Below are 13,067 nucleotides of genomic sequence, written 5' to 3' on the forward strand. Positions count from 1 at the left end.
ACTGTTTAATGATTTTTAAATGATCACTACACTTTATATTCTCAATTTCTAAACAAGTACTCCATTATTTACATTTAATTTTCTGGTTATTATTTCTGTTTTTATCCTCATTTGTTATTCATTTTTCTGATAGAATTCCAGACCTGAATTTTAAATAATCAGGAGTTTGAAACTGATATCTTGTATTGTGCACATACAAAATAAATGGTTGTGTTTTTACCTGAAGCAAAGATGCAGGAAGTGGAAGAATGATACAAGTGAATGGTTTATAGATTCATAAATTTATATACCTAAAAACATGAATTTATAAACAATAAATAATTAAAAGCCAGTTGATTAAATTAATATGAAGACATATTTTCAATTTCTTTCAGATAGATAGAAAGTGGTGTTCCGGTTCTTTTTTTAAAGGCTAAAGTGAAAGCCTGTTCATTATTATACCCTAATTCTTCGGCGATAAAAGGAATTTTATAAGACCTGAACTTTTTGTCATTGGCCAGTCTGCTGATGGCATAATCAATACGAAGATCATTGAGATAGGTTGCAAAATTTTTCCCTTTGTAAGTATTGATAATTTCTGACAGATATTTTGAGTTTGTTTTTATTTTTTTGGCCAGACTTCCCAACGTGATTCCTTTATTCAAAAACTGATCATTGTTTTCAAATATTTCAAGTTCATGTAAAATATTCCTGGCAATATCTTCAGAAATAGTTCTTGATGCTTTATCTTCTGTATTTTCTGTGAGAAGAGGTTCTGATAAAATTTCCTTTTTAATTTCCCCGTCACTTTTTTTCCCTACCCTGTTTTCATTAACGGATTGAATAAGATCCTGAGCGATCTTTTTATAGTTCTTTTCAGATTTTTTATATTTAAAATAAACGTTTATAAACAGCAAATGGGAAATCAACAAAAGACTCAGCACGATATAAAAGAGGCTTTTTCTTTTTGTAAGTTCATTGGTAATATCTTCTTTCTCCTGCTGCAACTCCGGAGTATCATATCTTCTGGGAAGCTCTCTGGAAATATACCTGAACTGAGTATACAGCACCTGATCCACTTTTAAAAAACGGTCCACATAATACAGCTGTTTTTCTTTATCATTATTTTCTTTATAATAATCAATCAGGTAAGTGTAAACATCTCTCAGCTCGGGATAAATATAATTCGTTTTAAGAACCAAAGAATCGATCCTGTGGAAAAATCCTGCTGCTTTTTCTTTTTCCTGAAGCCCGGCATAGGATTTTCCCAGATATAAAAGAGTGTAATTCTGGTCTCTTTTATCATTAGTATTTGTAAAGAAATATTTTTCGCACTCCAATAAGGCATTAATTGCTTTCTTATAATTTTTCAAATGCAGATGATAAGATCCCAGCAGCCCAAGGTTCTGATGATAGCGGTAAGCATCTTTGTTTTTTTGGGAATCCAGCATACCCTCCTGTATCAGCACATAGGCAGAATCCATTTTATTGATCTCTATATAGGCGTCTGCCAGATTCAATTTAAGGGATTTCTTTTCATCTTCATTCATATAATCGGTATCATAAGCATAGTGCCTCAGTACTTTTGCTGTTTCCTGATGTTTTCCGATATAATTATTCAGGTAGGCAATATTGATATGTGCCATGGCAATCTGCCTTTTATTTCCCTTTTCTTTTGCATATTTTAATCCCAGGATATAATTGTTTAATGCAGCCTGGAGATTATCAGTCTTGAAATACAGGTTTCCTCTTAATAAATAGGTTCTTGCGGGATAGGTATTTTCTTTGGAATTCCTGGTGATCTGTTGTAAGCTGTCAAGATATTTTAATGCATTGGGTAAATCTTCGTCAAAATGAAGCATAACATATCCTTCAGCAATATGATTAACCGCTTTTTCAGATTTTGCCTTTTTAAGATAACTTTGTGCAATAATTTTACTGTTTCCCTCTCCCACACGGTTACTATAGAATTCTTTTTCCAATTCCTCATAAGTCCGTTGTCTCAGGTTATTTTTTTCTATACTTTGGGCTTTTGCATGAGAAAACACCATTCCCATAATCAAACACAGTAGTAAATATTTTATTTTCATCAGTCATCCTGGCTATATTACAAAAATATTATTTTTCTTCAGTAGATACACCACAGCTTTTGCTTTTTTCGTGTATTTATCCATATTTTCATTAGAAGTAATGGAAATTAATCAACAAAAAGAGAGAACAGCCTTAAAAAACTGTACCCTCTTCAAAAATTATTTCCATTCTACTTTACCTTCCATATAATATACCCTTCCGTTGTTTTCATAGAGAAGATCATATCCTTGAGAGGTCAGATAAAAATGACATACCTTCATTTCATTGTTTCTATCTCTGAATTGAATTACTGCAGGACACATTTTCGCCCTATCCATTTTCTTTACAATAAGATTAAAATTCTTCTGAATATTTTTCCTACTATACAAGGACAGCATTCTGTCGTCAATAAAGCGGACATATTTCAAAGATGACAGAGGATAGGTAATTAATTTAAAGGGCTGTCCTGCGAGCTTCGCAGCATTCTCATTGAAAAAATTTGTGATCGAAATACTGTCCAAGGTAATACTTTTCACCACACTTGATTCATACCTTTGCCCATCCTCAAATTCCATACTGTAGATGGCTTCCATTTTAATGGCAAAACCTTTCCCGGATTTTCTTAAATCTGTCAGATCTGTAAATTCTTTTCCTTTTTTAATGACAATCAAAACATTCCCTTCTCCAAAATCACACTCATAATATTTTTTATAATCGAAAGGTTCTTCAATATGGGTTTTCAAGGTATCATTCACTGTATTTTGTGAAAAAACACGTATTGACAGCATCAGTAAAAATAAGATCAGCGTATAATTTTTCATGGCTTGATGATGTAATGGTTAAAACTTATTATGGTGGCTCTTCTGCAGCGCCTTTTTTGTTTTCTGATTCTTAAAATTCCAGTTGATAAGAGGAAGCTTCCTTCTTCCGTTCTCATTCCAACCACCAATCTGGATGCCCCGGAAATCCTTACATTGATTATACAAACCGATCTGGATTCCTCTGCATTTCTGCCCGATATTGGCCAATGGCGCTACAGAAACACCTTTCATCTCGTGATGCACATTAAAAAAGGGAGAAACAGACATTCCATTGGTCACCGCATACGTATTGATATTACTCGATACATTAATTTCCAGTCCGTTTGTGACGGTAGGTTCCATATTGATAAGCGACAACTGCAGACCGTTAATAGTATTCATTTTTTTGCGGGGAACTACCACATAATCATTATTACCTGGTAATTGTAGGTTGAAAAGCATTAATGGCGGCAAGAAAATGCCCACAAAATTGAATCCCATGCCTAAGCCATTTACCTTTTTAGGCTTAAAATGATCTTCATCATCATAATATTTAAATAAAATTCCGTTGACATTTTTTACAGTCTTTGAGGGTGAAGCGGCAATCAGTCTTGGTTTCAAAGAATCTACTTTCAGGCTGTCTGAGGCATACATCAGAGTATTGACTAAAAGAACTGCTATTAATAAGATCCGTGTTTTCATAACTCGTTATTTTAAAATTACAGTTCAAAATTATCTGCTGAAGATCCAGTTCCGAATGTGAAAAAAAATTAAAAAAAACATCCTGTTTGCGAAAATCGCAAAATGCGGGTTGGAAGCAGGAAGAAGGGTCCTTTCGACATCCAATACTTCCCTTCTCCCAGCTTCAAGCTTCCAGCCTTCTAAAAACAAACAATCAAAAACTCTTTCCACAAAAAATACTACATTTGTGAAAATCACAAAACTATGCACCAGGAGGCTTTATTGAAGGAAATCCGAAGAAAAATTGGTGAGAAATCTTTGAATGATGAGATCGCCAACATTCTTAATATCAGTTATGATGCCGCTCACAGAAGAACTTCTATGAAAGCCAGGTTCAGTTTTGAGGAAGCACTGGAGCTCGCCAAATACTATCAGATCTCATTGGATCAGTTTCTGGGAACGGAAAATCAATTGGTTGTCAAAAGAACACAGCCTGTAAAAACTACGGAAGATCTTTTAAACTATTTTGAAAACTCTCTGAAGATTTTGAATGTTTTTCAGAACATTAACAATTCCAAAGTATTTTATTCTGCAAAAGACATCCCGTTTTTTTATACCATTTCAGATTCAATGTTATCCCGTTTCAAGTTTTATGTCTGGATGAATTTATTAAATCAGGATAAGTTCTTAAGCCCTTTCCATGAGTTTACTATGGAATACCATTCTGTAAAAAACGAGATGCTGAAAGATCTTTATGATAAACAAAATGTAACGGAAATATGGAATGACACTACCATTATGAGTGTATTGAGACAAATTTCGTTCTATTATGAAATGGGATTATTAAAGAAAAATGAAGTGGATCTTATTCTGGAAGACCTAAGAACATTACTGGAAGAACTGGAGACTAAAACACTGGAAAAAAATAATTTTCAGATCTATGTCAATGATTTAGTAATTTTAAACAACAGTATTTTATTCAAAAATAAAGAACAGTGTTCCTTTTTTGTGCCTTTCAGCATGTTTGGATATATGATGACCAATGATAAAATGACGTGTGAAGATTCTCTGAGCTATTTTGAACATCAGATCAAAAACTCAAGATCACTGAACGAATCCGGAAACAGAGAGAGGAAAATATTTTTTAATAAGATGTATGAGCAGATCGACAGATTAAAACAAAATTTATCATGAACAGTCTTCGTAGCGGCGAATATTTCGGGGAAACCAATCAAATGGTCAATTTGGAAGGATTGACCATCACCGATACGGAGTATACTCATCCTTACGTAGACTGGCACTATCATGAAAATGCTTATTTCACTTTTCTTCTACAGGGCACCATGACAGAAGGAAACAGAAAAGAAACCTACGGCTGTTCTGCAGGGACATTATTGTATCATCATTGGGAAGATCCGCACTATAATCGTAAACCGGATATTTTCACAAGAGGCTTTCACATTGAGCTTTCGCAAAGCTGGTTTGATCGGTTTGATATTCAGAAAAATAAAGTGGAAGGAAGTTTTAATATCAAAAATCCTGCTTTAAAACTATTGGTTTATCAGATGTTCAAAGAAACCAAAACCAATGATATTTCTTTTGATCTAAATATTAATCAGTTATTACTGCATCTTTTCAACCAGTTAACTCATCAGAAGGAAAATACAGAAAGAAAACCTTTGTGGGTAGGCCGGATCAATGAAATTCTGCATGAAAGCTTTACAGAAAATCTCAGTCTTACAGAACTTTCCAAAACACTGAACATCCATCCTGTTCATCTCAGCAGGGAATTTCATAAACATTTCCATTGCAATCTGGGGGAATATCTCAGAAAATTAAAGATTAATAAATCAATGGAACTTCTCAATTCACCTTCTTCTTTAACGGATATTGCTCTGGAATGTGGTTTTTCAGATCAGAGTCACTTTATCCGATGTTTTAAAGAAAATATCGGAATTACTCCTTTGAAATACAGGAATCTGTTGAAAAATCATTGAAACTTGATTGTTTGAGATTCTTCATTACATTTCATTGAGACTGACACGCGTTAAATAACATCATTCACGATTTGGATACATCATTCCCCGATTTGGATACATTTCCCTTTTCGTAAGTTTTCATCTTTGTACCATCATTTAAACAAAAAAATATTTAAAAATGGAAACAAAAAAAGTATGGTTCGTGACAGGAGCTTCAAAAGGCTTAGGATTCGAGCTGGTAAAAAAATTACTCTCAGAAGGATTTCAGGTTGCTGCAACAAGCCGTACCGTTGAATCCCTGATCTCCAACATTGGAGAAAGTTCAGAAAACTTCCTTCCGCTCAGCGTAAACATCACAAACAATAATGATATCAAATCTGCTATTGAAAAAACAGTAAACCATTTCGGACAAATTGATGTAGTGGTCAACAATGCAGGCTACGGCCAGATCGGAACGCTTGAAGAACTTACTGATGAGGAAGCAAGAGAAAATTATGCTGTAAATGTTTTCGGAACTTTAAATGTGATCCGAAACGCCATGCCTTATCTGCGTAAACAAAGGTCAGGAAACATTTTCAATATTTCTTCTGTCGGAGGATATTCTGCTAATTTTCCAGGCTGGGGAATCTACTGTTCTACAAAATTTGCGGTTGCCGGATTTACGGAAGCTTTGGCTGAAGAAGTAAAAGATTTCGGAGTTCATGCTACCGTGGTTTACCCGGGATATTTCCGTACCGATTTTCTAACTAAGGATTCTGTGAAAACGCCTGCCAATCCTATCCAGGCTTATGAAGCAGCGAGAAATTCGGAACAGGTTCACCTTAATGAAATCAATGGAAATCAGCCTAACGATCCTGAAAAAGCAGCGGATGTTCTGATTCAGATCAGTAAAGAGAAAAATCCTCCGGTACATTTATTATTGGGTGTAGGAACGATGGAATTTCTGAATAACAAAATTGATATTTTAAAGAAAGATGCTGAGAAATGGGAAAGCCTGACTGTTTCTACTGCAATTTAATAAAATAATCATGTCTTTCGACTCCGCTCAGGATGACATTTCTAATACTGAATGTTTTAATTTATATTCCTGAATTCAATATAAAATTTTAATGAGGTCAGTCTTAGCGGAGCCGAAGACTTTTTGAATCAATGTGTTATCATTTTGAAAAAACAACTAAATTAGCTATTATGAAACAACCTGTTCGTTTTAATTCTATATCCGATTTTCATGCTTTCTGCGGACTTCCGAATCCTGAGCATCCGCTGATCAGCCTGATCGATTACAGCAAGGTCCGGTATGTTGTGGAAAATGAAGAATTGAGATGGATTCAGAATTTTTATTCCATTGGTTTGAAAAAAAATGTTACTCCAAAGTTCAATTACGGGCAGCAACAATATGACTTTAACTCCGGAGTGCTCTGTTTCGTTTCCCCGCAACAGTATTTAAGCCTGGAAATCAATCCGGATATAGAAGCAGAACCTACAGGATATTTATTGCTTATCCATCCTGATTTTCTGTGGAATACTTCATTAACCCGGAAAATAAAGTCTTACGATTTCTTTAGTTATAAGGTGAAAGAAGCACTTTTCCTTTCTGATAAGGAAGAGAAAATTCTTGTTGATCTATTTAAAAATATCGAACGGGAATATATGGCCAATATTGATAAATTCACACAGGATCTGATTATTGCCCAGATTGAATTGTTACTGATTTATTCAGACCGCTTTTATGAAAGGCAGTTTTTCACCAGAAAAAAATCAAGCCACGAATTGTTATATAAATTTGAAGACATTCTTTCTCAATATTTTGAAAACGGAAACCTCCTTGAAAACGGAATTCCCACAGTGAAATGTATTGCCGGGCAGATGAATATTTCACCTAATTATCTTGGAACGCTTTTACGTCTTCACACCCGGCAAAATACACAGCAGCATATTCAGAATAAATTAATTGATGCAGCAAAAGAACGTTTAAGCACCACCAGTTTGTCTGTCAGTGAAATTGCTTATGAGCTGGGCTTTGAGCATCCGCAGTCTTTCAGCAAACTTTTTAAGCAAAAAACAAATCAGTCACCAGGAGAATTCAGAAAGCTTTTCAATTAGCACTGCTTTGTAATGATCATTATAAAAAAGCAATGTTAATTTCATTCTATTTCACTCTAAAGAAGTTTATTATTTTTGATTAAATACTTCTTTGATATGAAATCATTTCTACTATTGATCTTTATTTTTATATTTTGTCTACATCACGGGCAAAACAACAATATTGTCAATCCTGAAAAAATTGAAAATCCGGTTCAGAAAAAAAATAATGGAAGGATTCTTTTTCTTTCACAAAATACGCCGCTGGAAAACCTGAAAGATTCAGATATTCTCACTTCTGCGGTATTTCAGGAAAACGGAGATCTTGGTATTCATGCTTTTTTTGATAACTCGCTGATCAATTATCTTCATCAGCTTGAACCCGGCTGGACTATGGATGAATTGTTGAAAAAAGGAAATTATCAGTTCTCATTTTATGTAGACGGAAAACTTATTTATCAGGAAAATATCAATACAGGAGCGGGAACTTCCGACCATAAAAAATTCAAAACCAGCTTACGAATTCCTCTTCTCAGCAGCAAAAATGAAGATTCCTGGGGAAGGTATTTATGGATGCGTTTTTATATGGCTCATAACGGAATTGATGCGCTGACAGCAGGAAATCATATTTTAAAAATTGAAATCAGACCTTATATCAATACTTCTACGATCCAAACGGGATCAGTCATTGCAGAAGGACAAATCAATCTTACTGTTCCTGCTCAAAACACTACAGAGCAGCAAATCGCCATTCAACCTATTCAGTCCAATAGCGGTTGGAATATTTCACAGGAAAGAATCAATACGGAAAGCATCAGAACTCTGAATAAGAAAATTGCAGAAAACAGGTTCAAAAATATCACCGGAATAGCTGTTATAAAGGAAGGAAAATTACTCCTTGAAGAATATTTTAACGGATCCGGAAGAGATTCATTACAGGATACGCGCTCTGTGGGAAAATCATTTTCTTCTGCTTTAACGGGAATTGCAATCCAGGATGGATATTTAAAAAGTGAAAATCAAACTCTGAAAGAATTTTATGATCTTAAACTTTTTAAAAATTATTCTTCTCAAAAAGAAAATATTACTATAAAAAGCTTACTGACAATGAGTTCAGGATTTGACGGAAACGACGAAGATTCTGAATCTCCGGGAAATGAAGAAAATATGTACCCGACAGAAAACTGGGTAAAGTTTACGCTGGATCTGCCTTTGACAGGGAATAAAACCGGTAAAAACTGGTGTTATTTTACGGCAGGTGTTGTATTATCCGGAGATATTTTGGATAAAACAGTTCCAAAAGGTTTAAAAAATTATGCAGATAAAACATTATTCCAGCCACTCGGAATCACCAGCTATAAATGGCAGTTTACACCACAGCAAAAGCCTTCTTTGGCGGGAGGACTCCGTATGAGACTACTGGACCTTGCAAAATTCGGGCAGTTGTATCAAAATAATGGCGACTGGAATGGAAAAACGATATTGAGTAAGGAATGGATTAAAAAATCCTTCACCAACTATTTTCCTGATCATCCTGATTTCGAAGGATATGGCTATCTGTTCTGGAGAAAAGTCTACACATCCGGCGGCAACCGTTATGAAGCTTTCCAATCCAGTGGAAATGGAGGAAATAAGATTATTATTTTCACTCAGATACCAGTTGTCATAGTAATTACAGCGCAAGCCTACAACAAGCCCTACGCGCACCGGCAATCTGAAAAAATAGTACAGGATTATCTTTTACCCGCCTTAAAAATGAGTAATGAATAATCAGTAATGAGTAATGTAGAAAAGTGAGAAAGAATAGCTTATTGCTTATTGCTTATTGCTTATTGCAAAGCTATTCGTCTTTCTTTGAAGGAACCAGAAAAACATCAATAAGACCTTCAGGAAGTTCCATTTTGATGGTTCTTTCTTCTCTGTCTACCTCAAGAATCCAGTCTTTGATCATTGGAATAACCACTTCTTTTCCATCCAGATTGGTAATGAAATACACCTGCGCTGTCTGATCGTTCACAGATCTGATCACGCCACAGTTACTATCATTCTGATCAAGAATTTCAAATCCGATGATTTCGTGGTAATAGAATTGTTTTCCTGAAAGTTTAGGCAGTGAAGCAAGCGGAAGGTAAACACTTTTACCCAGCACCTGATCTACCATAGCTTCAGAAGAGTTTTTGAATGCAAGATTCAGAGCATCCAGTTTGCTCCATGATGATTTTTCAATAAAAAATGGAACCAATAATCCGTTGATTTCAACGAATATTGATTCCAATTTATTGTAAAGCTCGGGTTGGTCGGTATCCAATTTAAGGATAACGTTACCCGCAAGTCCGTGTCTGCGTGTGATTTTTCCTAAAAAATAGCAATCTTCTTTACGCATAACAGGGTTTGTTCTTAAGCTTCAGTGTTTTCTTCAGTTTCAGCAGCAGGAGCTTCTCCTTCTGCAGCTTCAGCAACAACTTCTTCAGCAGGTGCGTTAGCAGCTTCTTCAGCAGCTTTAGCATCAGCTTCAGCTTGTGCAGCAGCAGCAACTCTAGCTTCGTTTACTTTTACTTCAGCTTCTAAAGCAGCTTTCTTAGCATCAGCTTTAGCAGTAGCTAAACCTTCTACTTTACCTTGTACTTTAGCATCTTTAGCTTCTACCCAAGCATTGAATCTTTTTTCAGCTTCAGCTTCGTCAAAAGCACCTTTAGCTACACCACCTTGTAAGTGTTTTTTGTAAAGAGCACCTTTGTAAGATAAAATAGCTCTAGCAGTATCAGTAGGCTGAGCACCATTGTTTAACCACTTTACAGCAGAATCAACGTTCAATTCGATAGTTGCCGGGTTAGTAATTGGGTTGTAAGTACCTAGTTTTTCGATGAATCTACCATCTCTTCTAGCTCTAGAATCTGCAACCACGATGTGGAAAAAAGGTTTTCCTTTTTTACCGTGTCTTTGTAATCTGATTTTTACTGACATAATGTTTGAATTTTACGGGAACTCGTCCCAGTTAAATATTTAAGAGTGCAAAGATAGTAAAAAAGTTTGAAGTAAAAAGCTCCAGATGAAAAGTTTTAGAAATTCAAATTATTTTTTTAACTAATCAGCACAAAAGAGAGTACTGTTGAAAGAACAACAGAAATTAAAACAGCCATAAAAACAACAAAATTATCTCTTGTCTTTCCTGTAATCCCATAGATCACCAAATAGTTGATGATGTAAGCAGGCACCAGCAGAAAAAATGAAAACTGTCCGGTAGATGTAATTAATCACAGCCTTAAAAAAAAGACTCCCGGTAACAGAAGCTATTACAAGTCCTAAAAGGCTTTTGAAAATTATTTTCTCATCTATCTTATCGTTTTCTCTAACTTTTGAAAACTGATCAAATTTATTCAGAATAAAAATCTTCAAATCGCTGCTGCCAATTATTTCTGAAGATATATTTTCAAGGATAACATCCATCTTTTCTCCCTTCTGTACCCTTTTGTGTATTTCAAAAGAAATTCTTCCTTTTTCTTTAACTACTATTTTTCTGTATTCTGCTGCTTTTACAAATTCATCATAATTGAATTTCTGACTGATGGCCTCACGCAACTCATCATTGACTTTTCCAGTATGATCTGTCATATGAACATAAGCGGCATGCAGATCTTCCTCATTATAATTTCTGTAAATATTCTTCATTTCAGACTTCTCCCATATAGAAAAGCCCCAGACATTTCTGGTTTTCTTCAATAGTAAGAGATTCTTTCAGTTCGTCTACAATCTTGGGAGAACTCCAGTAACACCCGATATTATTTGCAGTGCAGGTAAGGTACATATTCTGAACTGCCATTGAAGTAGCTGCTATTTCTTCCCATTCCGGAACCATACCGCTGAAGTTGACAACAATGGAAACCACTACATCAGCTTTATTGATTTTGAAACCAATATCATTGTATTTTTTTTCCAGGAAAAGCTGTTCGGGGGTACTGGTTTTATAGATAGCCTGCATTTCTGCTGCCAGCTTAGTTTTTTCATCCCCTTTGAAGATTTTAAAACGCCATGGCTTGGTACGTTTGTGGTTCGGAGCCAATGTTGCTGCATGTAAAATTTCCTCCAAAACTTCCTGAGGAATTTCCGCATCAGTATAATCTTTCGGGAAAATACTTCTTCTCTCCTCTATAATTTCTTTTAAAATGGTTGCTTTACTCATACCTGCAAATTTACAACATGAAATTCAATCTTCATTTTAAAATGTTAAGGATGTACAGCCATTTTACGGTTTTTATACGCCTGATAATTGCTTACGATAAATGTTGCGGCAATGATTAAAGTAATCAGAATGCTCAGCCATTTTTCATAGACTTGCCCTTTTGCCGGGTTCAGCATAAATAACACAATAAAACTTATGGAATATACTACCCCGGCAATGATCCATCTGTTGTCAGGATCCGGATATTCCTTCACCGTACTTGCTTTATTGTAATTAAAAACAGGAAGCAGTTTATGTTGATCCCAAATGACCAATATCAGTACGGCAACCATCATTAAGGAGGTGATTATCCAGGTTCCCGAAAAGGAAAGACTGAGGGTAATAACCCAGATATTACTCAATATAGCCAGAAACATCAATGCTCCCAGTGTTGCAAAGCGCTGTGTCATCAGTAAAATTCCGGCTGCCACCTGTGCCAGTCCTAAAAAATTCCAATACAATCCGGATTGATATAAAGCTTCAAAAAAATATCCTATCGGGTTATCAGTTGAAATTCTGGTAAACCTCTCTCCCATAAGCTTTATTAGACCTGATGGGAAAAAAGCAGAGCCTACGAGATAACGAAGGTGAATAATGATCCACTGATTAATTCTGCCTTTTCTTAATTGTTCAAATTTCATAGTATAGTATTTTGCATAACAAGGTACTAAATAAAAATAAAACTTCAAATATAAATCTGAAGTTAATCCTTATCCTGATGAATAACTGTATGCTTGAAAAGAGATATCGCTGAATCTTATTTACAGTACCTCTACAATCTTCTGATGGATTTTATTCAGGGTAAACTCGTCTCCGGGTTTCATTCCCATCATTTTTTTTGCCATAGGACTTTCAGGAGAAATGGCATAAAACCGGTCTCCTTCAAAAAAGAACTCTCCTAATGACACTGAAATATAAAACCTTGCCTTGTTGGTAATGACCAGTGAGCCGAGCTGCACTCTTACAGTAGCTGTATTGAGAACTTTTGCCATATTCCTCCTAAGATCATTCAATGCTCCGAGCTGCCGCTGCATCTGATAAATTTCCTCCTGCATCTCTTCTCTCATGCTGTCATATTTTGGTGTCTTTTTAATATCGCGGCTCGCTTCCAGGGTAAATTCTATAAAGTTTTTCAATTTTTCAATTTTCTCTGCGATGGTGGTCTTCACAAAGTCTCTGATATCACTTTTTTCAAATACAATCTTCTCCATATAATCTATTCTTTATATAAAGATAATATTTTTAGAATAATATTTC

Annotated in this window: 14 protein-coding genes; 5 read left to right on the plus strand and 9 right to left on the minus strand. The window is 35.2% G+C overall.

Translation table 11 applies throughout. The features are described from left to right. Nucleotides 1-341: 341 nt before the first annotated feature. The 3 genes from FFS26_RS11665 to FFS26_RS11675 all read right to left on the minus strand — a co-directional run bounded on the left by FFS26_RS11665 (nt 342) and on the right by FFS26_RS11675 (nt 3,551). Complete coding sequence (locus FFS26_RS11665; protein WP_137905094.1) at nt 342-2,069, minus strand: helix-turn-helix domain-containing protein; 1,728 nt, start codon at nt 2,067-2,069, stop codon at nt 342-344. A gap of 159 nt (nt 2,070-2,228) precedes the next feature. Then, complete coding sequence (locus tag FFS26_RS11670) at nt 2,229-2,870, minus strand: hypothetical protein (RefSeq protein ID WP_137905095.1); 642 nt, start codon at nt 2,868-2,870, stop codon at nt 2,229-2,231. A gap of 18 nt (nt 2,871-2,888) precedes the next feature. Then, nucleotides 2,889-3,551 (minus strand): hypothetical protein, encoded by a 663-nt coding sequence (locus tag FFS26_RS11675; protein ID WP_137905096.1) that lies wholly within the window; start codon nt 3,549-3,551, stop codon nt 2,889-2,891. 243 nt (nt 3,552-3,794) lie between these two features. Here FFS26_RS11675 and FFS26_RS11680 point away from each other — a divergent pair, with 243 nt between their 5' ends. From FFS26_RS11680 to FFS26_RS11700, 5 genes are all read left to right on the plus strand, one after another. Then, on the plus strand, nt 3,795-4,724 hold the full coding sequence (locus FFS26_RS11680) for a helix-turn-helix domain-containing protein (RefSeq protein ID WP_137905097.1): 930 nt from the start codon (nt 3,795-3,797) through the stop codon (nt 4,722-4,724). Beyond that, nucleotides 4,721-5,527 (plus strand): helix-turn-helix transcriptional regulator, encoded by an 807-nt coding sequence (locus FFS26_RS11685; protein WP_137905098.1) that lies wholly within the window; start codon nt 4,721-4,723, stop codon nt 5,525-5,527. Before FFS26_RS11680 ends, FFS26_RS11685 begins: the two co-directional genes overlap by 4 nt. Before the next feature lie 160 nt (nt 5,528-5,687). Beyond that, nucleotides 5,688-6,527 (plus strand): SDR family NAD(P)-dependent oxidoreductase, encoded by an 840-nt coding sequence (locus FFS26_RS11690; protein WP_137905099.1) that lies wholly within the window; start codon nt 5,688-5,690, stop codon nt 6,525-6,527. A gap of 170 nt (nt 6,528-6,697) precedes the next feature. Next, nucleotides 6,698-7,612 (plus strand): helix-turn-helix domain-containing protein, encoded by a 915-nt coding sequence (locus FFS26_RS11695; protein ID WP_110010098.1) that lies wholly within the window; start codon nt 6,698-6,700, stop codon nt 7,610-7,612. A 96-nt stretch (nt 7,613-7,708) separates the two neighbouring features. After that, complete coding sequence (locus tag FFS26_RS11700) at nt 7,709-9,361, plus strand: serine hydrolase domain-containing protein (RefSeq protein ID WP_137905100.1); 1,653 nt, start codon at nt 7,709-7,711, stop codon at nt 9,359-9,361. Nucleotides 9,362-9,431: 70 nt separating this feature from the next. Here the strand turns inward: FFS26_RS11700 and rimM are convergent, their stop codons facing one another. From rimM to FFS26_RS11730, 6 genes are all read right to left on the minus strand, one after another. After that, complete coding sequence (rimM, locus tag FFS26_RS11705) at nt 9,432-9,974, minus strand: ribosome maturation factor RimM (RefSeq protein ID WP_137905101.1); 543 nt, start codon at nt 9,972-9,974, stop codon at nt 9,432-9,434. A gap of 14 nt (nt 9,975-9,988) precedes the next feature. Further along, the gene (locus FFS26_RS11710; RefSeq protein ID WP_137905102.1) at nt 9,989-10,555 is read right to left on the minus strand and encodes a 30S ribosomal protein S16; all 567 of its coding nucleotides are present in this window, start codon (nt 10,553-10,555) and stop codon (nt 9,989-9,991) included. A 189-nt stretch (nt 10,556-10,744) separates the two neighbouring features. Then, a complete protein-coding gene (locus FFS26_RS11715) occupies nt 10,745-11,311 on the minus strand; it encodes a hypothetical protein (RefSeq protein WP_171006294.1) in 567 nt (188 codons plus the stop codon). Beyond that, on the minus strand, nt 11,262-11,771 hold the full coding sequence (locus FFS26_RS11720; RefSeq protein WP_110010068.1) for a nitroreductase: 510 nt from the start codon (nt 11,769-11,771) through the stop codon (nt 11,262-11,264). Before FFS26_RS11720 ends, FFS26_RS11715 begins: the two co-directional genes overlap by 50 nt. Nucleotides 11,772-11,815: 44 nt before the next feature. After that, nucleotides 11,816-12,451: a DoxX family membrane protein gene (locus tag FFS26_RS11725; RefSeq protein WP_110010069.1), complete on the minus strand. Its 636-nt coding sequence runs from the start codon at nt 12,449-12,451 to the stop codon at nt 11,816-11,818. Nucleotides 12,452-12,571: 120 nt separating this feature from the next. Then, the gene (locus tag FFS26_RS11730) at nt 12,572-13,021 is read right to left on the minus strand and encodes a hypothetical protein (protein WP_110010070.1); all 450 of its coding nucleotides are present in this window, start codon (nt 13,019-13,021) and stop codon (nt 12,572-12,574) included. Nucleotides 13,022-13,067: the final 46 nt, after the last annotated feature.

The organism is Chryseobacterium sp. 2VB, from assembly GCF_005503635.1.
Taxonomy (GTDB): Bacteria; Bacteroidota; Bacteroidia; order Flavobacteriales; family Weeksellaceae; genus Chryseobacterium; species Chryseobacterium cupriresistens.